General features: G+C 55.8%; 24 protein-coding genes. 12 read left to right on the plus strand and 12 right to left on the minus strand.

Translation table 11 applies throughout. From position 1 onward, the window contains the following. The first annotated feature begins 140 nt into the window (after positions 1–140). The 3 genes from ACN1CO_RS01185 (at position 141) to ACN1CO_RS01195 (ending at position 3,087) form a co-directional block, all read left to right on the plus strand. On the plus strand, positions 141–1,238 hold the full coding sequence (locus ACN1CO_RS01185; RefSeq protein ID WP_419137065.1) for an ABC transporter substrate-binding protein: 1,098 nt from the start codon (positions 141–143) through the stop codon (positions 1,236–1,238). A 226-nt stretch (positions 1,239–1,464) separates the two neighbouring features. Further along, positions 1,465–1,914 carry an RcnB family protein gene (locus ACN1CO_RS01190; protein ID WP_419137067.1) on the plus strand — a complete coding sequence of 150 codons (450 nt, stop codon included), beginning with the start codon at positions 1,465–1,467 and terminating at the stop codon, positions 1,912–1,914. Positions 1,915–2,250: 336 nt separating this feature from the next. Continuing rightward, positions 2,251–3,087, plus strand: coding sequence for a Cof-type HAD-IIB family hydrolase (locus tag ACN1CO_RS01195; protein WP_419138948.1), 837 nt, complete (start codon positions 2,251–2,253; stop codon positions 3,085–3,087). Positions 3,088–3,148: 61 nt separating this feature from the next. On the opposite strand, the gene ACN1CO_RS01200 is transcribed toward ACN1CO_RS01195, so the two are convergent. After that, entirely contained in the window at positions 3,149–4,297 is a 1,149-nt protein-coding gene (locus tag ACN1CO_RS01200; protein WP_419137069.1) for an iron-containing alcohol dehydrogenase, read from the minus strand. 291 nt (positions 4,298–4,588) lie between these two features. Here ACN1CO_RS01200 and gntT point away from each other — a divergent pair, with 291 nt between their 5' ends. Then, on the plus strand, positions 4,589–5,905 hold the full coding sequence (gene gntT, locus ACN1CO_RS01205) for a gluconate transporter (protein ID WP_090963068.1): 1,317 nt from the start codon (positions 4,589–4,591) through the stop codon (positions 5,903–5,905). Between the two features lie 112 nt (positions 5,906–6,017). On the opposite strand, the gene ACN1CO_RS01210 is transcribed toward gntT, so the two are convergent. Then, positions 6,018–6,263 (minus strand): hypothetical protein, encoded by a 246-nt coding sequence (locus ACN1CO_RS01210; protein ID WP_013357084.1) that lies wholly within the window; start codon positions 6,261–6,263, stop codon positions 6,018–6,020. A gap of 1,297 nt (positions 6,264–7,560) precedes the next feature. Here ACN1CO_RS01210 and cspE point away from each other — a divergent pair. Together cspE and ACN1CO_RS01220 are read left to right on the plus strand one after the other, a co-directional pair. Then, positions 7,561–7,770, plus strand: a complete 210-nt coding sequence (cspE, locus tag ACN1CO_RS01215) for a transcription antiterminator/RNA stability regulator CspE (protein ID WP_006118399.1) — start codon at positions 7,561–7,563, stop codon at positions 7,768–7,770. A 228-nt stretch (positions 7,771–7,998) separates the two neighbouring features. After that, on the plus strand, positions 7,999–8,430 hold the full coding sequence (locus tag ACN1CO_RS01220; RefSeq protein WP_419137073.1) for an N-acetyltransferase family protein: 432 nt from the start codon (positions 7,999–8,001) through the stop codon (positions 8,428–8,430). Here the strand turns inward: ACN1CO_RS01220 and ACN1CO_RS01225 are convergent. Further along, entirely contained in the window at positions 8,408–9,763 is a 1,356-nt protein-coding gene (locus tag ACN1CO_RS01225) for a PLP-dependent aminotransferase family protein (protein ID WP_419137075.1), read from the minus strand. The genes ACN1CO_RS01220 and ACN1CO_RS01225 overlap by 23 nt on opposite strands. Before the next feature lie 118 nt (positions 9,764–9,881). Between ACN1CO_RS01225 and ACN1CO_RS01230 the strand changes: the two genes are divergently transcribed. From ACN1CO_RS01230 to tatE, 6 genes are all read left to right on the plus strand, one after another. Further along, positions 9,882–10,850 (plus strand): ABC transporter substrate-binding protein, encoded by a 969-nt coding sequence (locus ACN1CO_RS01230; protein WP_419137077.1) that lies wholly within the window; start codon positions 9,882–9,884, stop codon positions 10,848–10,850. Continuing rightward, positions 10,850–11,638, plus strand: a complete 789-nt coding sequence (locus ACN1CO_RS01235; RefSeq protein WP_419138949.1) for a deaminated glutathione amidase — start codon at positions 10,850–10,852, stop codon at positions 11,636–11,638. The genes ACN1CO_RS01230 and ACN1CO_RS01235 overlap by 1 nt, the downstream gene beginning before the upstream one ends. A 22-nt stretch (positions 11,639–11,660) precedes the next feature. Beyond that, positions 11,661–12,548, plus strand: coding sequence for an ABC transporter substrate-binding protein (locus ACN1CO_RS01240; protein WP_419137079.1), 888 nt, complete (start codon positions 11,661–11,663; stop codon positions 12,546–12,548). After that, positions 12,545–13,492 (plus strand): amino acid ABC transporter permease, encoded by a 948-nt coding sequence (locus tag ACN1CO_RS01245; RefSeq protein WP_419137081.1) that lies wholly within the window; start codon positions 12,545–12,547, stop codon positions 13,490–13,492. The genes ACN1CO_RS01240 and ACN1CO_RS01245 overlap by 4 nt, the downstream gene beginning before the upstream one ends. Then, a complete protein-coding gene (locus ACN1CO_RS01250) occupies positions 13,489–14,259 on the plus strand; it encodes an amino acid ABC transporter ATP-binding protein (RefSeq protein WP_419137083.1) in 771 nt (256 codons plus the stop codon). Before ACN1CO_RS01245 ends, ACN1CO_RS01250 begins: the two co-directional genes overlap by 4 nt. A 96-nt stretch (positions 14,260–14,355) precedes the next feature. Further along, positions 14,356–14,559: a twin-arginine translocase subunit TatE gene (tatE, locus tag ACN1CO_RS01255; protein ID WP_003854033.1), complete on the plus strand. Its 204-nt coding sequence runs from the start codon at positions 14,356–14,358 to the stop codon at positions 14,557–14,559. Positions 14,560–14,681: 122 nt separating this feature from the next. Here the strand turns inward: tatE and lipA are convergent, their stop codons facing one another. From lipA to rsfS, 9 genes are all read right to left on the minus strand, one after another. Beyond that, positions 14,682–15,647, minus strand: a complete 966-nt coding sequence (gene lipA, locus ACN1CO_RS01260) for a lipoyl synthase (RefSeq protein ID WP_010258979.1) — start codon at positions 15,645–15,647, stop codon at positions 14,682–14,684. Between the two features lie 169 nt (positions 15,648–15,816). Then, positions 15,817–16,476 carry a lipoyl(octanoyl) transferase LipB gene (lipB, locus tag ACN1CO_RS01265; RefSeq protein ID WP_419137085.1) on the minus strand — a complete coding sequence of 220 codons (660 nt, stop codon included), beginning with the start codon at positions 16,474–16,476 and terminating at the stop codon, positions 15,817–15,819. Positions 16,477–16,556: 80 nt separating this feature from the next. Continuing rightward, positions 16,557–16,820, minus strand: a complete 264-nt coding sequence (gene ybeD / locus ACN1CO_RS01270) for a DUF493 family protein YbeD (RefSeq protein WP_279769707.1) — start codon at positions 16,818–16,820, stop codon at positions 16,557–16,559. A 99-nt stretch (positions 16,821–16,919) separates the two neighbouring features. Further along, on the minus strand, positions 16,920–18,131 hold the full coding sequence (dacA, locus tag ACN1CO_RS01275; protein WP_090963598.1) for a D-alanyl-D-alanine carboxypeptidase DacA: 1,212 nt from the start codon (positions 18,129–18,131) through the stop codon (positions 16,920–16,922). 131 nt (positions 18,132–18,262) lie between these two features. Then, a complete protein-coding gene (gene rlpA / locus ACN1CO_RS01280) occupies positions 18,263–19,360 on the minus strand; it encodes an endolytic peptidoglycan transglycosylase RlpA (protein ID WP_419137088.1) in 1,098 nt (365 codons plus the stop codon). Between the two features lie 10 nt (positions 19,361–19,370). Then, positions 19,371–20,483 (minus strand): peptidoglycan glycosyltransferase MrdB, encoded by a 1,113-nt coding sequence (gene mrdB, locus ACN1CO_RS01285; protein WP_419138950.1) that lies wholly within the window; start codon positions 20,481–20,483, stop codon positions 19,371–19,373. 8 nt (positions 20,484–20,491) lie between these two features. Beyond that, on the minus strand, positions 20,492–22,396 hold the full coding sequence (mrdA, locus tag ACN1CO_RS01290) for a peptidoglycan DD-transpeptidase MrdA (RefSeq protein WP_419137090.1): 1,905 nt from the start codon (positions 22,394–22,396) through the stop codon (positions 20,492–20,494). 34 nt (positions 22,397–22,430) lie between these two features. Beyond that, positions 22,431–22,901, minus strand: coding sequence for a 23S rRNA (pseudouridine(1915)-N(3))-methyltransferase RlmH (gene rlmH / locus ACN1CO_RS01295; protein WP_283545990.1), 471 nt, complete (start codon positions 22,899–22,901; stop codon positions 22,431–22,433). 3 nt (positions 22,902–22,904) lie between these two features. Further along, entirely contained in the window at positions 22,905–23,222 is a 318-nt protein-coding gene (gene rsfS, locus ACN1CO_RS01300) for a ribosome silencing factor (protein WP_283545989.1), read from the minus strand. Positions 23,223–23,252: the final 30 nt, after the last annotated feature.

Genomic DNA, 23,252 nt, shown 5'->3' on the forward strand with positions numbered 1-23,252 from the left:
GCTCCCGTAATGTAATCCTGCAGCCGCGCCATGAATCCGCTCTCTCAGTAGCATCTGGTCAGCAATATTTACATTTGTTACTTTTTCGCATGGTAAAGTAAACGCGAATAATTATTATTCCTTTAAAGGACAGGAGACAAATGAAAATCGGGATAGCGGCTGCCACCACACTTTTACTCTCAACCGCCTGTGCGGCCACCACCTATCCGGTCACCGTGACCGATATGGATGGTCAGAAAATTACGCTGCAGAAAGAGCCGCAGCATGTGATTTTGCAGGACGGACGCGATGTGATGGCGCTGGCATTACTGGATCGACAGAATCCGTTTCAGCGCGTCGTCGCCTGGAACAACCTGCCGAAAAAGCAGGATACTCAGACCTGGGACCTGCTGAAGCAGCGCTGGCCGCAGGCGGCATCGATTGTGGACATGGGCTTTAACGATCAGGGGCAGGTCAATCTGGAGAGCGTGCTGGCGAAGCAGCCCGATATGATGATTGCGCAGCTGCGCGCCAAACCGGCCCTGACGCAGTCGGGCGTGCTGGCGACCCTGAAAAACCTGCACATCCCGGTGCTGTTCCTGGATGATGAGCTTCATCCGAAAGAGAACACCCTGAAGAGCGTGAAAGTGCTGGGTACCGTTCTGAACCGCGAAGCCGAAGCAAAAGCCTACGCCGATTTTTACCAGCAGCGCTGGGAGATGCTTCAGCAGAAAATTGCGCAGGTGCAGCACAAGCCGACGGTGTTTATTGAGCCGATTGCCGGTAACAGCGACAACTGCTGCTTTACCCACGGTCACAACGGCTGGGGCGGGCTGGTAGAAGCGGTCGGTGGAAAAAATATCGGCTCCGCGTTGCTGCCCGGCAGTTCCGGCTTTGTGTCGCTGGAGAAGATCATCGCCATGAAGCCGGACGTCTACATCATGACCGGCTCTAAACGCCCGAACAGCAACGTGCTGCCGTTTGGTTACGGTGCCAGCCAGGCCGAGGTGACTGCCACCTTCAACCGCCTGCAGAGCCGCACCGGTCTGGAGCAGATCGAACCGGTGAAACAGAAACGGGTTTATGGCGTTTATCACCATTTCTATAATCATCCTTACAACATCATCGGCATGGAAATCCTGGCAAAAGATCTCTATCCGGAGGTGTTCCGCGATCTGGATCCGACGGCCGATTATCACCATATCGTGACGCACTTTACCGGACTGCCGGACGCGCCGGTGATCCTCAGCACGCCATAATCACTCTTAACCGGTCAGCCTGATGCGTGATGCCCGGGCTGGCCGGTTAATCTGGATTTCGTCAGGAAAGATGTCCGGGCATGACCCGTGTTAAGAAAGCGCTAAGTAAGCGTAATAGTGTGTAAGTTACCGGATTTTAAGAGTTTTACAGATGTCTCCTGCCTTAATTATTGCCATCATGCCGATCAACGGTGCCTGAACAGCCGTTATTTTCGGAGGCAGTATCATGAAAAAAACAACACTCACGCTTATCGCTTCACTTTTGACATGCAGCACGCTCTTTTCTCAGGCCTCACGGGCAGACGATCACGATCACGATGACGGGCAACGTAAGCCGGTGCCGCATCAGAATGATGATCATCGTTCTGATAATCGCGGTCCTGAGCAGAATCGTGGCCGCGACAACAGTCGTCATGACCAGGATAATAACCGCCGTGGCAGAGACGCCCGCAATGACCGCGACCATTTCGCCTGGCAGGGGCACGACTTCCGTCGCGGCCATGCTATTCCTCAGGAGTATCGTGGCGACCATTACCGTGTCGCCGACTGGCATGAACGCGGTCTGCGTGAACCGCCGCGCGGTTATCACTGGGCAAACATCGACGGCAACTATGTGCTGATTGCTGCTGCAACTGGTGTCATTACCGCGCTGGTGCTGAACAGCGCCCTGAACTGATCCCCCGGGGATGGCTGTGCGGCCATCCCTGACTGCTGACAAACCCAATCAGGGTTGCTCTGACAGCAAAGTAATAGCTAAAAGCGCAGGGAACTCGGTCAGAAGAGGGAAGCGTCCCGCGCCACGGATGGCGCGGGCCGAGCGTGTCATGGATGACAGCTTTTGCGTCTTTCCGATCTGACCGTGTTCCCTAAGCAGGCTCGGTCTTACCGCTACCGGGCCGGAGTTTGTCAATAATCTCGGGGATGGCTAAGGCCATCCCTCTTTCTTTCCGTTTTGCTGCGCCAGCGGCTATCCTGAGACTCCACTCTGAAATTTCCTGTGTAAGGAGTTATGATGACGACGGTTAAGATGGTTGCGGTAGATATGGATGGCACGTTTCTGGACGATAACAAGCAGTACAATCGATCCCGCTTTCTCGCCTGCTATCAGCAACTCACCGCCCGTGACATCAAATTTGTGGTGGCCAGCGGCAATCAGTATTACCAGCTCAAATCTTTCTTCCCGGAGATCGCTAGCGATATCGCCTTTGTGGCGGAGAATGGCGCATGGATTATCGATCGCGATGAGGAGCTGTTCTGCGGTGCCTTTGAACGCCGGGATGTCGACGCGGTGATCGACACGCTGCAAAACGGCGACTATCCGGGCCTGCGCTACCTGCTGTGTGGACGTGACAGCGCTTACTACTTCGAGGGCATGGAAGAGACCTGGCTTAAGAAGATGCGCCATTACTGTCACCGGCTGAAGCCGATTCATCATCTGGATGACGTGCAGGATGACCGGTTGTTTAAGTTCGCGCTGAATCTCTCTGACGACTACATCGAGCCACTGATGGCGGATATTGAGCGACTGCATCAGGGCCGCGTAGCAGCGACCTCCAGCGGTCACGGCTCGGTTGATTTGATCGTGCCGGGAAATCATAAAGCGCACGGTCTGGATCTGCTGGCACAACGCTGGGGGATTACGCACGATCAGGTGCTGGCCTTTGGCGATGGCGGTAACGATCTGGAGATGCTTAAACAGTCCGGCTTCAGTTTTGCCATGGGCAATGCGCCACAGCGGGTGAAGCAGGCGGCGCGCTATGAAGCGCCCTCTAACAACGAGCAGGGCGTGCTGCAGGTGATTGAACAGATGCTGGCAGGCGAGGGGCCTTTCAGCGCCACGCAGGCTTAGCTGACGGGCTTTGTATGACCTGCCAGGGCTGGCAGGTCAGTGAAGGAGGCCAGCGGATTGATCACGCCGTGATGTGCCAGGCCTGCGCAATCATCATCTGCATCTGCTCGCGGCTGTAATTCACCAGCGAGTTTTTACTATTGGCTCGCGCCAGAATCCACTCTGCTTCGGAGTGGCTCAGCGAAGGACCCTCCTGCCAGAACGGGGTGATCGCCTGCTGCTGCAGCCACTGCTTCAGAAACTGTGCCGGTGAGTCCGTGGTTTCGCTAAAGAGCTGCGGATGCAGTTCCGCCATCAGCTTACGCTGTAACGGATGATCGCTGTCGGACAACAGATCCAGGAACGGAAACAGCAGACGCCCACAGACTTCGCCATGATGGAACGGCTTAATCGCGCCCAGTTCCCCCGCAATACCGTGGATCACGCCCAGACCCGCGCTGCTCAGACTGACTCCCCCCAGCCATGAGGCCATCATCATTGCCTCACGTGCCGCGTCGCCAGCCGCATCCTCGCGATTCAGTGCAGGCCAGGCCTGAACAAACTGACGCAGGCCGGTCAGCGCCAGCTGCCGGGTGAAGAAGTTGCCTTTGCTGGAGAGATAGGCCTCAAACAGGTGGGTAAAGGCATCGATACCGCAGGTCGCCAGCACGTGATCAGGCGCGCCTTTCAGCAGATCCGGATCAAGGATTGCCACCTCCGGCACAAAGACCGGATGGCGCAGCGACGCTTTGATCTGAATATCCTGCTGGTCGGTTACCACCGCATTTTGCGTCACTTCACTGCCGGTCCCGGCGGTGGTCGGGATCGCAATCAGCGGCAGCGTGATGGGCTGGACCGCGCTATCACCCACTTTTTCCAGATAGCGGGCAGTGGGCAACGGATGCTGAATCATCGCGCTAAACGCTTTCGCCGCGTCCAGCACGCTTCCCCCGCCAATCGCCACCACCCGATCGACATGACCGCGCCAGCGCGCCACCCAGCCATCGATCTCGGCGGGTGAGGCTTCATGGCTGACAATTTCATAACCGATGATGTGATCGTTGAGTCCGGCTTTCAGCCGGGCATAGGCCGGTCCCTGCAGGAAGGATTGCCCGCAAAACAGCAGGGTAGGCTGTGATTGGGCGGCCAGCAGCGGCACCAGCTTATCCAGGCTGCCCCGGCCAAAGAGGGTTCGTTGATTACTGTACAGCTCACTCAGGTTCTCACTCACCAGCGCATCCTTTTACATTTCGCTAAAATCTGAGTGTAACGAAAAGCGCGGCGTCGACACTGGCAAACTTTCTGATAACGCATCGGCAAAAAGTTGATCACCTTCGCAAAACAGAAATTCACCCCCGGCGGGGTGGTGCTTTCCTGCGGATGTTACCCTTAACATGTTATCGGTAACAGCGTTTGTCGGGATGTGTAAACATCTTACAGATGCACTGTTTTGTCGCCCTCCGGGGATCATGATAATAATTCGACACTGAATTCGGTTCGGTGCACAAGGTGGAGAAAAGCTATGCCATTACTCTATGTGGCGATCGGCGTCGCGCTACTGCTGCTGCTGATGATTCGCTTTAAGCTCAATGGATTTATCGCGCTGATCCTGGTGGCGCTGGCTGTCGGCGTGATGCAGGGCATGCCGGTCAATAAAGTCATTACCTCAATCAAAGCGGGCGTAGGCGGCACGCTGGGCAGCCTGGCGCTGATCATGGGCTTTGGTGCCATGCTCGGTAAGTTGCTGGCCGACTGTGGCGGCGCGCAGCGTATTGCCACCACCCTGATTGAAAAATTTGGTACGAAGCACATTCAGTGGGCGCTGGTGCTGACCGGTTTTATCGTCGGATTTGCGCTGTTCTATGAAGTGGGCTTTGTGCTGATGCTGCCGCTGGTGTTCAGCGTGGCGGCATCGGCGCGTGTGCCGCTGCTCTATGTCGGGGTGCCGATGGCGGCTGCTTTGTCTGTGACGCACGGTTTTCTTCCACCGCATCCTGGCCCGACCGCCATCGCCACGCTGTTTAACGCTGATATGGGTAAAACACTGCTTTTTGGTACGCTGCTGGGAATCCCAACGGTGATTCTGGCGGGTCCGGTTTACGCCCGTTTCCTGAAAAATATCGACAAACCGATTCCGCAGGGACTCTATAACCCGAAAACCTTCACCGAAGCGGAAATGCCCGGCTTTGGCGTCAGCGTCTGGACGGCACTGGTGCCGGTGGTGCTGATGGCGCTGCGTGCCGTGGCGGAGATGCTGCTGCCAAAAGGTCACGTGCTGCTGCCGTATGCGGAGTTCTTTGGCGACCCGGTGATGGCGACGCTGATTGCCGTGCTGATTGCGATCTTCACCTTTGGACTGAATCGCGGCCGCACGATGGAGCAGGTGATGGATACCCTGACCGACTCGATCAAAATCATCGCCATGATGCTGTTGATTATCGGCGGTGGCGGGGCCTTCAAACAGGTACTGGTGGACAGCGGCGTGGATAAATATATCGCCAGCATGATGCACTCGACTCAGCTGTCACCCATCTTTATGGCCTGGTCGATTGCCGCAGTGCTGCGTATTGCACTGGGCTCTGCCACGGTAGCGGCGATTACCGCCGGGGGCATCGTGGCACCGCTGATTGTGACCAGTGGCGCCAGCCCGGAACTGATGGTGATCGCCGTAGGGTCCGGCAGCGTGATCTTCTCGCACGTTAACGATCCGGGCTTCTGGCTGTTCAAAGAGTATTTCAACCTGACCATTGGCGAAACCATCCGCTCCTGGTCGGCGCTGGAGACCATTATTTCGGTCTGTGGTCTGGTGGGTTGTCTGCTGCTCTCCTGGGTGATTTAACCTCTGGCCGCTGGCAACCCTGCCAGCGGCTCTCTGCTTTAACCTCGTACGCAGCCTGCAAAATAAAAAGGGCCGCAAAGTGCGGCCCAACCTGTCACATCAATCTGACGCCTTAGTGAGGCGGTTCAAAACCGGCTTTCACCATCTGTTCCCGCAGCGCGCGTGCAATTTCACGGTTGCCGCCGGTGACCGGGTAGATCACGTTATTTACCACATCATCAAGGTAGTGCTCGTCAAACTCCTGCATAGAGAGCTGCGTGCCGCCTTCATCGTTGATGGCGAAAGAACCTTTGATGTGGTTACCGCTGTTTTTGGCCTTAAGGCTGTAGCGGCCCATGCTGGTATTAATCGTGCTCATAAGATCTCCTCGCGACTCATTTCAATCTCATCACTACTGAGGCCTGCCTTGCCGCCTAAATTTTAGCCAGGAGTGGGGAGGTTAACGAAGAAAGAGGGCCGGTAATAATGGGTGTTGCGATCGCTCTCTCAGAATATAAATAAAGGGCAGAATCGGTGAACTTTTGACCAGTTGAGGCCTAAGTGAAGCGGCATGACAAATTTTCCTGTCTATACTGCTTACAGGAAATGTGTCTAATCAGTGAGGGGAAAAGGAAATGAAAATTATTCTGTGGATTATCGCGATTATCTTTATCGTCGGCCTGCTGACCCTGACCGGGGTGTTCAAACTGATTTTCTGATTTCTGTTAAAACTTCAGCGACAGCGGGCACCTAATCAGGTGCCCGCACTGGTTTCTGGCTGGCGAGAAGAGACTGTGTAATGGGATCCATCGGCGTCCTGGGCAGCAGATCCTGCGAATCCAGCCGTTTTTTACAGCTCGCACAGCGGGCACCATGAACGTTGCGCTGGCCCTCCCGGTAATCGGTAAAAAAGAACCGGGCGCTTCCACATTGGCTGCAGCGTATCTTCATCACCATCCTGTGTCTTACCCTCCTTTAATCCTGCATTAACGGATGCCCGTCCCTGACCGCTTAAGCGGACGTTATCTATTGCCAGGTAATACTATTCCGGACGGCGATCAGAAAAGTAGTTTCTTATGAGGTTGATTGTTTGTTGCCAAATGCGAATCCAGCCCCTAAAAAGCACTTCATTGATCTTGCTCAAGGTTTCTCTCTTGTTGGCTAAAATATCTGCGAAAAGCCTGCCCTGACTGGTGTGGATGGCACGACAGGCTCATTTTTGCCAGGACGTGAGGCGGATTTGTGTTAAGAAATTTAAGATTTTCTGCTCATTTATTCACCAGCTGGCTCGCGGAGCCTGGTTGAAGCAGAAAATTCGGATTCAGGAGAGGGGAATTACGCTCGGCAGAACGACAAAAAGAGTCTCTTTTGAGACACTGACTGCCAGTAAGAACAGGAATACGTCTTGGTAAGATTTTTCTTTTTAACGTCAATGACGTAACTGTTTAATAGTGAAAAGGTGCGCCTTTCCAGCAGGTTAGCCGCAGGAGGACGTTACCGGCCTGATACCTGGTGAGGGGGGTTACGCAAGTCGAAAAGCAGGAAAGTGTGATGGATGTACGAAAAGTCGATATTTATCACTTTTTCATCAAATCATGCTGGACAAATCCCTCAGCAATTGCTGTACTAGACCCCGACACAGTTTAGTGTCCATTTTTCATGTAAAGGTAATATAGATGTCTAAGATCAAAGGTAACGTTAAGTGGTTTAATGAATCTAAAGGATTCGGTTTCATTACTCCTGAAGATGGCAGCAAAGATGTATTCGTACATTTCTCTGCAATCCAGAGCAACGGCTTCAAAACTCTGGCTGAAGGTCAGCGCGTAGAGTTTGAAATCACCGACGGCGCTAAAGGCCCATCTGCTGCTAACGTTATCAGTCTGTAAGTTAACAGTCAGAATTCTAAAAACCCGCCTTATGGCGGGTTTTTTTATGGCTGTAATCTGTGCTTCATCCCTTTCATCGTAACCTCCTTAATCGTCCCTGTTGCCGCACAAACTGCGCGGCGGTTCACAATAAATCCCCGTAACATATTTATAACAACCCGATATGCAGCTTTTTAGCTTGCGACGCTATATAACTGTGCGACAGAACCCGGTGAGTGAGGAGAGAGGATGAACATACGTCAGGCAGAGTTGAAAGACAGTTTTGCGTTGAGTGCCTTGCTGAGTGAGTTAGGCTACGGCGGCACGGAAAGCTTTATAGAACAGCGTCTGGCACAGTTGTGCAGCGATCCCAGTGAAGCGCTGCTGGTGGCGGAACATGGCAGTCAGGTGCTGGGTTTCCTTTCCCTGCATTTTATTCCTCAGCTGGCTCTGGCCGGTGATTTTGCCCGCATCAGTTACTTCTGTATTGCAGAGGGTGAGCGCAGCAAAGGCGTCGGCCAGCAGCTGCTTCAGCATGCCGAAGCGCTGGCGGCACGTCGTGGCTGCGATCGCATGGAAGTCCATTGCCACCAGTCACGTATCAAGGCGAATCAGTTCTACGCCCGCGAAGGCTATGCTGAGTCACCCTGTTATCTCATCAAAGATCTGCAAGCGGGTTAACTTCTCGTCCTGAGGCGATGACCAGCGCCTCGGCAATCATCTCCCGCTGTTCATCCCTGAGGCTGGCGATGCTGACGCGAATAAACTGCGTGGGACCAAGCCGGCAGCGCTCGCCCGGCACGACTGCAATACCGCGGGCCGCCAGGGTAATCATGGCAAACTGCTCCGACGCCACCGGGATATAGAGGCTTAACCCGTCGCGAAGCGGCAGAGAGAGGCCGCGCTGCGCCAGCGACGCCAGCATTGCTTCGCGTCGTTGCCGGTAGATGGCGCGTGCGTTTGCAATCTGCCGTTGCGTCTCCTCATCCTCCAGTAGCCATGCGACCGCATCCTGCAGAATGCGGCTGGTCCAGCTGACGCCAAAATTTCGCCATGACTGAATGCGTCTGACCATCTCCGAAGTCGCAGAGAGCACGGCCAGCCGCAGATCCGGTCCGTAGGCTTTTGAAAACGAGCGTATGTGCAGCGTTCGCTCAGGAAAACAGACGCCCAGGCTCCAGCTCGCTTCCGCGGAGAGATCGCCAATCCCATCATCCTCAACGATCAGCGTGCTGCTCTTTTGCAGAACCTGCGCCAGCGCCAGACGTCGCGCCGCGCTGATACTGTTCCCGGTAGCAGAGTGCGTGCGGGGCTGATAGATCAGCATCACCGGTGCCTGCTCCAGCAGAACAGACAGGACTTCAGGCAGCGGACCCTGCTCATCACACGCCAGCGGCAGGATTTCTGCGCCAACGTTATCCAGCATATCGAGCAGCCGGGTTGCAGTCGGGTCTTCAATAATTACCCGGTCGCCCGGCGAAACCAGAGTCTGCACCAGCAGGTTCATCGCATCAAAGCCGCCATCCGTTGCCAGAAACGCTTCTGCCGCGTAGGGCCAGCGCGGCTTAATCGCCTGAAGCAGCGGCGCTGAAATCGCTTCACGGGTGTAGCTGTTGAGCTGGGGTGAGTGCAGGGCCGCCTGCAGCGCGCGCTGCAGATCAGGCAGCAGGGCGGGGTCGGGCGAGGCCAGAGTCAGGTCAGCCCGGATGTTTTCGCCGTAGTTGCCAATCTTCTCAAAGCGAATCGGACGCGGCATCACCGTGTTGCCACTGACCCAGACACCACTGCGGCCCTTGCCCGCCAGTACTTTCTGCTTTCGCAGTTGCGCCCAGGCAGCAGAAACGGTTGCCGGACTGATACCCAGCTGCTCCGCGATATCCCGCACTGCAGGCATCTGCATACCCGTTGCAATCTGTCCGTCACGAATCAGCACGGAGGCGGCCTGGGCGATGCCTTTCACGGAAGGCGATTTTATCTGGCTGCAAAACCAGTTGAGGTCGACGCTCTCTGTCATAAGAAAATACTTTGTTCAGTAACATAATAGTGATTGTTCAGATAAGTATTCCGGATCTAGTATCAAATTCAAGCACTATTTATGAGCGTCCCAACGGCGCAGCGTAAACGGAGAGATCATGGCAAGGCTACTCATCAGACTGGCGGTACGCGACTGGGATTATTTCACCCCACTGGCGCTGGGCGATATCAGACCGGAAGGCTTCGAGTTACAGATCGACCGCGTCGGCACGCTGGTGAATGACCTGGCGACCAGCCCCGATTACGACGCCGGTGAAGTCTCATTCAGCCGTTACGCCCAAAGCCGTGCCAGAGGCGACGAATCACTGCTCGGCCTGCCGCACTTCCTGATGCGCGGCTTCCGCCAGCGCTGCATTATTACCACCGCCAGCAGCCCCATCACTACGCCAGCAGAGCTGAAAGGCAAACGAATTGGCGTCACCGGCTGGCAGGATTCGGGCAATACCTGGACACGCACGGTGCTGCGTGAAGCAGGCGTCGAAATTGATGATGTCTTCTGGTATGCAGGCCGTCTTACAGCCGATCATCCGATCGTCGATCGGCTGGCGGGATTTGGCCGGCCGGGCCGCATTGAAACGGCTCCCGGCGAACGCCCGCTGATAGAGATGCTGCAGGCGGGTGAGCTGGATGCCATCTTCACGCCGTTTATGCCGGAGGGCTTTTTCCTGCCTGATTCGGGTTTGCGGCAGCTGCAGACCGATTTTTATCAGGCGGAGCGGGACTACTTCAACCGGGTCGGCTACGTGCCGGGCATTCACATTCTGGCGCTTAAACCGGCGCTGGCGGCGGAGCATCCCTGGCTGCCTGCGGCGTTAAGTGAGGTCATCGATCGCTCTTACCAGCTGTGGATGCAGAAGAGAGAGAAATATGCCGACACCACGCCGTGGCTGCTGGACGATTTGCGACGCACTGCGCAGGAATTACCGGCGGACTGGAATCAGAATGGTTTTAGCGCTAACAGGAAGATGATTGCGGACTTTGGCCGCGAGCTCTATCAGCAGGGGCTGACCCACCAATTACTGACGCCGGAAGCGATGTTTCCGGCCGCTGCGGGAGAAGTGAAATGATGAAAGTGGCACTGGGACAATTTGCGGTGAGCCGTGAATGGCAGGACAACGCCCGTATCTGTCTGGACTTAATGCAGCGGGCGTCAGAAGGGGGAGCCGATCTGCTGGTCCTGCCGGAAGGCGTACTGGCGCGTGATATTGCCGACCCCGATTTAGTACTGAAGGCGGCGCAGCCGCTGGATGGCCCTTTCCTGAGCCAGCTGCTGGCTGCCAGTAAGCACACGGCGCTGACCACCATGATGAGCGTTCATGTTCCCACCGAACAGCAGAAAGCGCTCAACGTGCTGGTCGCTATCCGCAACGGTGAGATCATCGCCGCTTATGAAAAGCTGCATCTGTACGATGCTTTTGCAATGCAGGAGTCGCAGCGGGTCAATCCGGGCCACGTCATCCCGCCGTTGATTGAAGTCGCGGGTATGAAGGTCGGATTAATGACCTGCTATGACGTGCGCTTCCCGGAGCTGGCGCGTCGGCTGGTGCTGGATGGTGCAGACGTCCTGGTGCTGCCCGCTGCCTGGGTTAAAGGTCCGCTGAAAGAGATGCACTGGGAACTGCTGACCCGCGCCCGTGCGCTGGAGAATACCTGCTATATGGTGGCAGTGGGCGAGTGTGGCCCACGCAATATCGGCAACAGTATGGTGGTCGATCCGCTGGGTGTCGCGGTGGCGAATGCGGCGGAGTCGCCAGCACTGCTGTTTGCCGACCTCGATCCTGAGCGCGTCGCCTATGCCCGCCAGGTATTGCCGGTGCTGGAGAACCGACGCTTCGCCCGTCCCGAACTCAACTGATCCGCTGAACCAGGAATCCATTATGACGAAGAGAGCTACCGCCTTAATCGTGGCGCTGGGGCTGACTGCTTCCCTGGCGCAGGCTGCCGACGCTATTCCGGTGCAAAAAGTTGACCAGGCCCTGCACGATCGGCTGCCGGATGAGATCAAAAAAGCGGGCAAAATGATTTCCGTGAACAACGGTTCATTTCCGCCCTATGAAATCGTTAATGGTCCGCACTCAATGGAGGGGGCCTCAGCCGAGTTAACTACCGCGCTGGCGCAACTGCTGGGCGTGAAGATCGAGCACGCGACGGTGAGCGGTCTGTCAGGCGTACTCACCGGCATTAATGCGGGCCGTTACCAGCTGGCGATTGGCCCGATTGGGGATTATCCGGACCGTCAGCAGAAAGTGGACTTCATCGATTTTGTGCAGGAGTTTGTGGTGTTCGGTGTGCAGAAGGGCAACCCGGCAAAAATCAATCAGCTGGATGACACCTGTGGCAAGCGCATAGCCGTGATGGCGGCCGGTTCGGCAGAACAGGTCATCCGTAAGCAGTCAGCCCAGTGTGTGGCCGACGGGAAACCGGCAGTGACGGTGCAGGCCTTTACCGATCAGCCATCCTCTATTCTGGCTGTGCGCTCTAAACGTTCCGATGCGTTTTTCTCTTCCCAGGCGCCGCTGACTTACTTTGTGAATCAGGCGAAAGGGCAACTTGAGCTGGCGGGCAAAGGGCAGAAAAACGGTTTTGGCGATATCTTCCAGGGCACGGTCGTTCCCAAAGGCTCACCACTGGGTCAGGTGGTCCTGGATGCCTACAAAGCGCTGTATCAGAACGGCACCTATGCGGCGATCATGAAAAAGTGGCAGCTTGAGGGCAACATGACCCAGGCACCTGGACTGAATCTGGCGAAAGAGGCCAGCAAATGAGCCCGCCTCGCCATCTACACCGCGATGACAGTGGCGAGGCGCAACTGCGCGACGTGGCGTTCGCCCGCAGTGCGCCCACTTACGGACGCTGGATCAGCTGGATTCTGGTGCTGGTCATCGGCTCGAATCTGCTGTGGCTGGTGGCGACCAATCCGAACTTTGAATGGCAGGTGGTGCTGAAGTGGTTTACCGAAGAGTCCGTGCTGAAAGGGTTGCAGGTTACTCTGGGGCTGACGGTCGTGTCGATGATACTGGGAACACTACTGGGTCTGCTGCTGGGTGTCTGGCGGCTCTCTGAGAACAGGCTGCTGCGCGGCGTCGCCGGGCTCTATATCTGGTTCTTCCGGGGCACGCCGCTGCTGGTGCAGCTGATCTTCTGGTACAACCTCTCCACGCTGTTTCCCGCATTGTCGCTGACGCTGCCGTGGACCGACATTACGCTGGCCAGCTGGAACACCAACGATCTGATTACGCCGCTGACGGCAGCTATCGCCGGGCTGGCACTCAATGAAGCGGCTTATATGGCAGAGATTATCCGCGCCGGTCTGCTGTCGGTGGATAACGGTCAGGTGGAGACCACACAAGCCTTTGGCATGAGCCGGTCGCGGGCGTTGCGACGCATCATTATTCCGCAGGCGATGCGGTCAATTATTCCGCCCACCGGCAACCAGTTGATCAGCATGATCAAGGCGACGTCGCTGGTCAGCGTGATCGCAATGGGCGATCTGCTCTACTCGGTGCAGGCGATCTACAACCGCACCTTCGAGATTATCCCGATGCTGATGGTGGCGGTGATCTGGTATCTGCTGATCACCTCGATCCTCAATCTGGGCCAGTCCGCTATCGAGCGCTATTACGCGCGTGGCACCCGCCGGGTGGCCAGCGTCCCCAGACGCGCCGCCGCCGTAGCAGGTAATGCGCAACCCCAGCAGGAGGAGCGATGAGTCAGAGTGAACCCCTGGTCTGTGCCCGCAACGTGCAGAAGAATTATGGCGATAATCAGGTTTTGAAAGGGATCGATCTGGATGTTTATCCCGGAGAAGTCGTTGTGATTCTCGGGCCATCCGGTTCCGGCAAATCCACGTTTCTGCGCTGCATCAATCACCTTGAAGAGATGAACGCCGGATCGATTCGGGTCGGCGAAGAGCAGATTGGCTATGTGCTGAAAGGGCAGGTGCTGCACCGGCTCTCGCCACGCCAGATTGCCCGTCAGCGTCAGAAAATTGGCATGGTGTTTCAGCAGTTCAATCTCTATCCGCATATGACGGTGCTGCAGAACATCATTGAAGCGCCCATCGGTGTGCATAAATTCCCACGTCAGGAAGCGATGGCCCATGCCCGATCGCTGCTGGCGACAGTGGGATTAAGTGATAAAGCGGACGCCTGGCCGCGTCACCTGTCGGGTGGACAGCAGCAGCGTGTGGCGATTGCGCGGGCGCTGGCGATCAAACCGCAACTGATGTTGTTTGATGAGCCGACCTCGGCGCTCGATCCGGAGCTGGTGGGAGAAGTCCTGGCGACCATGCGTACCCTGGCCGATCAGGGATTAACGATGATCGTAGTGACCCATGAAATCAGTTTTGCGCGGGAAGCCGCCGATCGCGTCGTCTTTATGGATGGGGGAGTGGTGGTGGAGCAGGGCACGCCGGAAGAGGTGATTGCGAATCCGCAGCATCCACGAACTCAGGCGTTTCTCAGCCGCTTCATCTGAGTGCTTACTTACTCTGTTACAGATTCCACTTGTAGCCACAGGCAAACTGCGCGTAAATAACAGTCACCGTGATTCGATAAAGTTGAAAGGTTAAATATGGAAGGTATCAGTATTGCCAAGCTGCTGATTATCGGTGCGCTTATCGTACTGCTTTTTGGTACCAACAAGTTGCGCTCACTGGGTGGCGATCTGGGCTCCGCTATTAAGGGCTTCAAAAAAGCCATGAAAGACGAAGATACCAGTGCAACCCGAACAACGGCTGAAGACGTGCCTGCAGAACGCGTCGTTCATAAAGATTAATCGGTTATTTGCTGCAAATAACTGTTACTTTTTATTTCAGGCCATTTCAGGCACCTATAAAAAAACCAGGCTGTTTCCAGTCTGGTTTTTTGTTTTTCAGGCGTCTGATAGCAGAGGCGTGTTTATTTCACTTCTTCGCCTTTGGCCTGCATGTCCGCATGATAGGAAGAGCGGACAAACGGACCGCACGCGGCATGGGTGAAGCCCATCGCCATCGCTTCTTCTTTCATCTCATCGAATTCAGCCGGACTGACGTAGCGCTGAACCGGCAGGTGGTGACGGCTCGGCTGCAGATACTGGCCCAGCGTCAGCATGGTGACGCCGTGGCGACGCAGATCGCGCATCACTTCCACGATTTCGGCGTTGGTTTCACCCAGGCCAACCATCAGACCCGATTTGGTCGGGATATGCGGATGTGCTTCTTTGAAACGCTCCAGCAGCTTCAGTGACCACTCGTAGTTAGCGCCCGGACGCACCTGACGGTAGACGCGCGGCACGTTTTCCAGGTTGTGGTTAAACACATCCGGTGGCGTCGCGGTGAGAATCTCCAGCGCGCGATCCATACGGCCACGGAAATCCGGCACCAGTGTTTCAATTTTGATGGTGGGATTTTTTTCGCGAATCGCGCTGATGCAGTCGGCAAAGTGCTGAGCGCCACCGTCACGTAAATCATCGCGGTCAACTGAAGTGATCACCACATAACGCAGGCCCATATCGGCAATCGTCTGCGCCAGTTTTGCGGGTTCATTCGCATCGGGTGCATTAGGACGGCCATGTGCCACATCGCAGAACGGACAACGACGGGTACAGATTGCGCCAAGGATCATAAAGGTGGCAGTGCCGTGGTTGAAGCATTCGGCCAGGTTAGGGCAGGACGCCTCTTCGCAGACCGAGTGCAGTCCGTTTTTACGCATCGCGGCTTTGATGCCCTGAATACGACTGGAGTCAGCTGGCAGCTTGATTTTCATCCATTCCGGCTTACGCAACATCTCCTGCCGTTCAACAGCCACGGTTTTCACCGGGATCAGCGCCATTTTGTCTGCGTCACGATATTTGACGCCGCGTTCCATCTGAATTGGTTTACTCATAAATCAGCAGGTTCCGGTCGGATTGCGATTTGAAAGCGTTCCCAATCAAACCGGGAAGGGGGCTTTCAACTTTATTTTAAAAAAGTGCAAAAATTATATCATCACATCGCCTGCGAAGCAGCCACAGTCAGCGCGGATACGTTACATATTTGTAAATTCGCATTCTGCGCTAAGGCTTAACAGGGAGGTCGCCTGATATCCATTCAACATTTTCATAACCTGACAGCCGCGCAAAGGCGCTAACCAGCGGAGCGCGTACCTGCTCCGTCGTCACCTCTGGCTGGAAATTTTTTAGCTGGGTCATGCTCATCCCGGCATAACCACAGGGATTGATGCGCAGGAAAGGCGACAGATCCATGGCCACATTCAACGCCAGGCCATGAAACGAGCAGCCTTTGCGGATGCGCAATCCCAGTGAACAGATCTTCTCTTCCCCGACATAGACGCCCGGCGCATCCGCGCGGGCGCGGGCGCTGACGCCGAATGTTGCCAGAGTTGCGATCACCGTCTCTTCCAGAATGGTCACCAGCTGGCGCACGCCGAGTTTACGGCGTTTCACATCGATCAGGACGTACATCACCTGCTGTCCCGGCCCGTGATAGGTCACCTGACCGCCACGATCGCTCTGTACCACCGGTATATCGCCTGGCATCAGCAGATGCTCCGCTTTTCCCGCCTGGCCCTGAGTAAAGACCGGTGGATGTTCGACCAGCCAGATTTCGTCACGACTCTGGTCGTCGCGCTGGTCGGTGTAGTGATGCATGGCGTCGGAGACAGATTGCCAGTCGCACAGACCGGACTGACGGACAAAGAGGGTTTCAACTGACAAAACGAGAGCCCGCTAAAGAGAGTAACGCTGAGGAAAACGTCGGCAAACCGTCAGTCAGAGGCGCCTTGCCGACCCGTAAATTACAGTACCATCCGCACAATTTCGATGTTGCCCAGCTCTTCGTACAGGCGTTCAACCTGCTCGATGTGGGTGGCGTTGATAGTGATGTTTACGGAGTGATAGTTGCCCTTGCTGCTCGGCTTAACTTCAGGGCTGTAGTCGCCGGGCGCATGACGTTGCACCACTTCAACCACTTGATCAACCAGCTCCGGTTGCGCCAGACCCATTACTTTGTAGGTAAACGGGGTAGGAAATTCGAGCAGCTCATTCAGTTTGGTTTTCATATTCACTCCGGTGCATAAAAAAAGGCTCCCGCCTGAGCGGGAGCATCATAATATCCTGTAATGGGGGCAGAGGGGTGATTTTTCAATCACCCCTTGCGCTTAACCGAACCAGTGATGAAACATCAGTTTGATGTAATCAACGATACGACCAAAGAAACCACCCTCAGAGACTTCGTTCAGCACTACCAGCGGACGCTGTTCGATAGTCTTGCCATCCAGCTGGAAGTTGATGCTGCCGACGACCTGGTTTTTCTTCAGTGGCGCATGCAGTTCCGTGTTGGTCAGCACATAGCTGGCTTTGAGATCTTTCATGCGGCCACGTGGAATGGTCAGGTAAGCATCTTTTTCCACGCCCAGCTGCACACGGTCGTTATCACCGAACCAGACTGGCTCAGAAGCAAACTCTTTGCCCGCTTTCAGTGGCGCAACAGTTTCAAAGAAACGGAAGCCCCAGGTGAGCAGTTTCTTGCTCTCAGTTTCACGGCCTTTATAGGTATGACCGCCCATCACAGCGGAGATCAGGCGCATCTGGCCTTCGGTCGCTGACGCCACCAGGTTGTAACCGGCTGAGTTAGTATGACCAGTTTTGATCCCGTCCACGTTCAGGTTGGTATCCCACAGCAGACCGTTACGGTTCATCTGACGGATATTGTTGAAGGTGAACTCCTTCTCTTTATAGACAGCATACTCTTCCGGCACGTCGCGGATCAGCGCCTGGCCAATCAGCGCCATGTCGCGCGCAGAGCTGTACTGACCTTCAGCGTCCAGGCCATGCACGGTCCCGAAATGGGTGTTCTGCAGGCCAATCGCTTTGACGTAGTTGTTCATCAGGTTAACGAACGCATCCTGGCTGCCGGCGACATAGTCAGCCATCGCAACACAGGCGTCGTTACCAGACTGCAGCACGATCCCACGGGTCAGCTGAGAAACCGGAACGCGGTCGCCTGGCTTCAGGAACATCAGCGAGGAGCCTTTAAACACCGGGTTCCCGGTCGCCCAGGCATCCGGGCCGACGGTGACTAAATCGTCCTGATGAATTTTGCCCGCTTTAACGGCCTGACCAATGACATAGCTGGTCATCATCTTGGTCAGACTGGCAGGATCGCGGCGTGCATCGGCGTTTTTCTCTGCCAGCACTTTGCCTGAGTTGTAGTCGATAAGGACATACGCTTCGGCATCAATGTCCGGCACGCCCGGAATCATGGTCTTGAGATTGACGTCATCAGCAATAGCAGCATGGCTGAGAGAAAAAGCGATCAGTGATCCCACTGTCAGGCGTTTCAGCAAACGAGATGATTTCAGCGTGTTCATGTGTAGGACTACAACATCCGTGAGTTTGAGGTTAAAAATGTCACTCATCATACCCAATGCCAGATTATCTGGCACCGGGCATGATGCCTGGGTTGTTAGCAGACGTAACGTGCAGCGGTCTGATAAGCGGTTTAGCGACGCGTGTTCGTAATAAATGAAGCGGCCTGACCTTCACTGCTCAGGCGCTGTTGCAGCGCAGCCGCTTCAGCGCGTGAGGTGTAACCGCCAAGCTGCACGCGATAAACATTGTTGCCTGCGTCTTCGACCTTACCGGGCACGCCATAACGCTGGCTCAGGCTTTTCATCATCTGCTGAGCACGCGCCGGATCATTCAGCGCACCGACCTGCACCACATAGCCATCGGCGGAACCGCTGCTGGCTGCTGGCGCGGCGCTGGCGGCTACGGGAGCTGCACTGCTGGTTGCCGGTGCGGAACTGGCAGGCGCGGCGGCGGGCGGTTCATTCCCTTCCAGTACGCCGTTCGCTAATGGCTGAGGTGCGCCAAGAAAGCCGCTGCTCTGCACCGGTGCACCCATGTTGTCACTGCTCTGCAGCGTGCTGTTGCTGATGGCTTCAACATTCTGCGCAGGCGGTTCAGATGGCGCTGCGCTGCCGCCGTTCATCACTGCCCCACCACTCAGATCGGGGCGGGCAGGCAGAGAGTAGCTCTGTTTGGCTACCACGGTTCCGATGGTGCCGGGACCCGACAGCGTGCCGTCGGGTGCGACCTTGATATAGTCGACCCGCACCCGCGAATTGTTAGAGATATTCAGGCGGTCACCGGCAGCCCGCGACAGGTCGATAATGCGACCTGGCGTGTAGGGGCCGCGATCGTTCACGCGCACCACAATCTGACGGCCATTGGCGATATTGGTCACGCGCACATAGCTCGGCAGCGGCAGAGTAGGGTGGGCGGCAGTCAGCGCATCGGGATCGTAGGCTTCGCCGGTGGCGGTGCGGTTGCCCTGCGCCTCTTCACCGTACCAGGTTGCCAGGCCGACTTCACTGTAGTTCGATGGATCTTTGATAACGCGGTAATTTTTACCGTTAACGCTGTAATCCTGACTGGTGCCCGGATTGATCGGCTCATAACGTGGCTCAACGCCTGGAATCTCTACCACCGGTCCATTGTAAGCCGGTTGCGGCGGCGCCGTATTTTGGGGTTCGGGCGTGGTACAGGCCGCCAGAACCAGTGATGCCAGTGCAACGCCAAGCCATTCCTTACGCATCTGCAGCCTCTTAGACACTTTTAGATAACATTTTTCGGTGAGTGTGGATCGACATCACAATGCCGAATCCCGCCATAAGCACGATAAGCGCGGAGCCGCCATAACTGACCAGCGGCAGCGGCACGCCAACTACCGGTAAGATACCACTAACCATGCCAATGTTAACGAAAACATAAACGAATAAAATCAGCATCAAACCGCCCGCCATAACGCGGCCAAAGGTGGTCTGCGCCCGGGCAGCCACGACCAGTCCCCGCATGATCAGTAGCAGGTACAGGGCCAGCAGCAGCAGCACGCCCACCAGACCTAACTCTTCGGCCAGAACCGCAAAGATAAAGTCGGTATGACGTTCCGGCAAAAACTCCAGCTGAGACTGGGTGCCCTGCAGCCAGCCTTTGCCGCGCAGTCCGCCCGAGCCAATAGCGATTTTCGACTGGATAATGTGATAACCGGCACCCAGCGGGTCCGTTTCCGGGTCGAGCAGCATCATCACGCGGTCACGCTGATAGTCGTGCATCAGGAAGAACCACAGAATCGGGATAAACGCGGCGACCAGCAGCACCGCCACGCTAATCAGTTTCCAGCTCATCCCTGAAAGGAACAATACAAACAGGCCTGAGGCGGCAATCAGAATTGAGGTGCCGAGATCGGGCTGTGCGGCCACCAGCAGGGTAGGCAGGAAGATAAGAATCAGCGCAATACCGGTATTTTTCAGCGTCGGCGGACAGACATCGCGGTTAATAAAGCGCGCTACCATCAGCGGCACCGCGATCTTGGCTATCTCAGAGGGTTGAAAACGCACAAAGCCGAGATCGAGCCAGCGTTGCGCCCCTTTACTGATTTGCCCAAAGGCATCTACCGCCACCAGCAGGATGACGCAGACAATATAGAGATAGGGCGCCCAGCCTTCATAAACGCGCGGCGGCACCTGCGCCAGCACAATCATGATGACCAGACCCATCGCGATCTGACCGAGTTTACGCTCCATCATGCCGGGATCCTGTCCGCTGGCACTCCAGATCACCACGGCGCTGTAAGTCAGCAGCCCGAGAATGATCAGCATAAACATCGGATCGATGTGGATGCGCATCCAGATCGATCGTTTCTGCGGACTATCTTGCATCGACATGTTTATTCACCTTCATAACCGGGCGGCACAGGGGCGGCGTCCGGCAGAACTGTATTGTTATCACCCAACATAATGTGATCCAGAATCTGGCGCATCACGGTGCCGACAGCCGGACCGGCGCCACCGTTTTCCAGGATGATGGTCACAGCCACCCGAGGTTTGTCATAAGGGGCAAACGCGGTCATTAATTTATGGTCGCGTAATCGTTCAGCAATTCTATGGGCGTTATACGTTTCGTTCTCTTTCAGGCCAAAAACCTGTGCCGTACCGGATTTGGCGGCGATTTTATACGGGGCATCAGCAAAGCTCTTGTGCGCGGTGCCGTTGGGGCGATTCGCCACGCCATACATACCATCTTTGGCGATTTCCCAGTAGCCGGAATGGATATCACCAATCGGGGCCTCAGGCGGCTGGCGATAGGGCACCAGAGTCCGGCCTTCGCGGGTGGCGCGCAGCATATGCGGCACCTTGATGACGCCATCGTTGATGAGAATCATCATCGCTTTGTTCATCTGCAATGGCGTTGCCGTCCAGTAACCCTGGCCGATTCCCACCGGGATGGTGTCACCCTGATACCACGGCTTTTTAAAGCGCTTCTGCTTCCAGTCGCGGGTCGGCATGTTACCGGCGCTTTCCTGCGGTAAATCGATGCCGGTACGGCTGCCGTAACCAAATTTATTCATCCACTCCGACAGGCGATCAATCCCCATGTCGTAGGCGACCTGATAGAAGAAGGTATCGGCAGACTCTTCCAGCGCTTTGGTGACGTTCAGACGACCGTGGCCCCACTTTTTCCAGTCACGAAAACGCTTTTCTGAACCGGGAAGCTGCCACCAGCCGGGATCAAACAGGCTGGTGTTACGGTTAATGACGCCAGCGCTCAGGGCAGAGACTGCCACATAGGGTTTGACCGTCGAAGCCGGTGGATAGGCGGCCTGAATTGCGCGGTTATAGAGCGGACGGTTTTCATCTTCCAGCAGTCCACGGTAATCCTTACTGGAAATACCGTCGACAAATAAGTTGGCATCGTAGCTCGGCGTGGAGACCATGGCGAGAATTTCGCCGGTGCGCGGATCGCTGACCACCACGGCCGCGCGGCTGCCCGCCAGCAGGGTCTCGACATATTGCTGCAGTTTAAGATCGATCGTCAGATAGATATCGCGGCCTGCCTGAGGGGACTCCTCATGCAGCTGGCGAATGACGCGGCCACGGTTGTTAACCTCAACCTCTTCGAAGCCGGTTTTGCCGTGCAGCAGACTCTCGTAATACGCTTCAATCCCCAGCTTACCAATGTCGTGCGTCGCGGCGTAGTTCGGCCATATGCCCTCTTTGTCGAGGCGTGCAACGTCACGGTCATTGATTTTTGAGACGTAGCCGACCACATGCGTCAGCGTGGCGCCGTAAGGGTAGTAGCGGCGCTGATACCCTTTGACTTCCACGCCGGGGAAGCGGTACTGATTGACCGCAAAGCGCGCCACCTGGACTTCATTCAGACCGGTTTTTACCGGGATGGAGGTGAAACGACGCGAGCGTTTACGCTCTTTCTGGAAGTTTTCGAGGTCTTCGTCCGTCAGCTCAAGAACCGGGCGTAAGTTTTCCAGTGTCTGTTGCAGGTTATCGACTTTCTCGGGAACCAGCTCTGCCTGATAGATGGTGCGGTTCAGTGCCAGCGGGGTGCCGGTACGATCGTAAATTATGCCGCGGCTGGGCGCCACCGGCACCAGTTTGATGCGGTTCTGATTGGAGCGGGTGCTGTAATCATCAAAGCGAAGAATCTGCAGGTGGTAAAGGTTAACCACCAGTACTGAAGAGAGCAGTAAGATGCCGACGAAGGCGATAAAAGCCCGACGGACAAAGAGTTTCTGTTCGGCGCTGTAATCGCGAAAGGCGTTGCTTTGTAATTTCATCCGCTACTTGTCATGTCTGATGTGGGCTGATCGGTCATTCACGATGATAAGGATGATTTGTCGTTATACTCCAGGCCCGATACAGACTTTCGGCTACCAGCACGCGCACCAGCGGATGGGGCAACGTCAATGCTGACAGTGACCAGCTCTGCTCTGCCGCCGCTTTACAGGCGGGAGCCAGGCCTTCAGGCCCGCCAATCAGCAGGCTGACATCGCGGCCATCAAGCTTCCAGCGTTCAAGCTGCTGTGCCAGCTGCGGGGTTTCCCACGGATGACCAGGAATATCCAGCGTGACAATGCGATTGCCTTTGCCGACCGCTGCCAGCATCGCTTCGCCCTCTTTTTCAAGAATGCGTTTGATATCAGCATTTTTACCGCGTTTACCCGCGGTGACTTCGATCAGCTCAAACGGCATATCTTTCGGGAAGCGGCGCAGATATTCCATAAAACCGGTCTGCACCCAGTCTGGCATTTTCGTGCCCACGGCAACAAGTTGCAGTTTCACCGATTAGCCCCAGAGTTTTTCCAGCTCATACAGCTGGCGACTCTCTTCCTGCATCACATGCACGATCACATCACCCAGATCAACCACGACCCAGTCTGCCGCGCCTTTGCCTTCAATGCCTAATGGCATCAGGCCCGCTAAACGGGACTCCTGCTCAACGTGTTCTGCGATCGAAGTCACATGACGCGTCGAGGTGCCGGTGCAGATGATCATGAAATCGGTGATGCTGGATTTGCCCTGAACGTCGATGGTGACAATGTCCTGGCCTTTGAGATCATCAATCTTATCAATAACGAAGTCTTGGAGTGCTTTACCTTGCAAAAGGTTCCCCTTGGAATCTGGTGGTATCGG

Origin of the sequence: Pantoea sp. R13S299 (genome assembly GCF_048515925.1) — a bacterium.
GTDB lineage: Bacteria > Pseudomonadota > Gammaproteobacteria > Enterobacterales > Enterobacteriaceae > Pantoea.

Excerpts from the sequence above, each read along its gene's own strand:
- ACN1CO_RS01185 (WP_419137065.1), top strand. The coding sequence starts at position 141 with ATGAAAATCGGGATAGCGGCTGCCACCACACTTTTACTCTCAACCGCC.
- ACN1CO_RS01190 (WP_419137067.1), top strand. The coding sequence starts at position 1,465 with ATGAAAAAAACAACACTCACGCTTATCGCTTCACTTTTGACATGCAGC.
- ACN1CO_RS01195 (WP_419138948.1), top strand. The coding sequence starts at position 2,251 with ATGACGACGGTTAAGATGGTTGCGGTAGATATGGATGGCACGTTTCTG.
- gntT (WP_090963068.1), top strand. The coding sequence starts at position 4,589 with ATGCCATTACTCTATGTGGCGATCGGCGTCGCGCTACTGCTGCTGCTG.
- ACN1CO_RS01210 (WP_013357084.1), bottom strand. The coding sequence starts at position 6,263 with ATGAGCACGATTAATACCAGCATGGGCCGCTACAGCCTTAAGGCCAAA.
- cspE (WP_006118399.1), top strand. The coding sequence starts at position 7,561 with ATGTCTAAGATCAAAGGTAACGTTAAGTGGTTTAATGAATCTAAAGGA.
- ACN1CO_RS01220 (WP_419137073.1), top strand. The coding sequence starts at position 7,999 with ATGAACATACGTCAGGCAGAGTTGAAAGACAGTTTTGCGTTGAGTGCC.
- ACN1CO_RS01225 (WP_419137075.1), bottom strand. The coding sequence starts at position 9,763 with ATGACAGAGAGCGTCGACCTCAACTGGTTTTGCAGCCAGATAAAATCG.
- ACN1CO_RS01230 (WP_419137077.1), top strand. The coding sequence starts at position 9,882 with ATGGCAAGGCTACTCATCAGACTGGCGGTACGCGACTGGGATTATTTC.
- ACN1CO_RS01235 (WP_419138949.1), top strand. The coding sequence starts at position 10,850 with ATGAAAGTGGCACTGGGACAATTTGCGGTGAGCCGTGAATGGCAGGAC.
- ACN1CO_RS01240 (WP_419137079.1), top strand. The coding sequence starts at position 11,661 with ATGACGAAGAGAGCTACCGCCTTAATCGTGGCGCTGGGGCTGACTGCT.
- ACN1CO_RS01245 (WP_419137081.1), top strand. The coding sequence starts at position 12,545 with ATGAGCCCGCCTCGCCATCTACACCGCGATGACAGTGGCGAGGCGCAA.
- ACN1CO_RS01250 (WP_419137083.1), top strand. The coding sequence starts at position 13,489 with ATGAGTCAGAGTGAACCCCTGGTCTGTGCCCGCAACGTGCAGAAGAAT.
- tatE (WP_003854033.1), top strand. The coding sequence starts at position 14,356 with ATGGAAGGTATCAGTATTGCCAAGCTGCTGATTATCGGTGCGCTTATC.
- lipA (WP_010258979.1), bottom strand. The coding sequence starts at position 15,647 with ATGAGTAAACCAATTCAGATGGAACGCGGCGTCAAATATCGTGACGCA.
- ybeD (WP_279769707.1), bottom strand. The coding sequence starts at position 16,820 with ATGAAAACCAAACTGAATGAGCTGCTCGAATTTCCTACCCCGTTTACC.
- dacA (WP_090963598.1), bottom strand. The coding sequence starts at position 18,131 with ATGAACACGCTGAAATCATCTCGTTTGCTGAAACGCCTGACAGTGGGA.
- rlpA (WP_419137088.1), bottom strand. The coding sequence starts at position 19,360 with ATGCGTAAGGAATGGCTTGGCGTTGCACTGGCATCACTGGTTCTGGCG.
- mrdB (WP_419138950.1), bottom strand. The coding sequence starts at position 20,483 with ATGCAAGATAGTCCGCAGAAACGATCGATCTGGATGCGCATCCACATC.
- mrdA (WP_419137090.1), bottom strand. The coding sequence starts at position 22,396 with ATGAAATTACAAAGCAACGCCTTTCGCGATTACAGCGCCGAACAGAAA.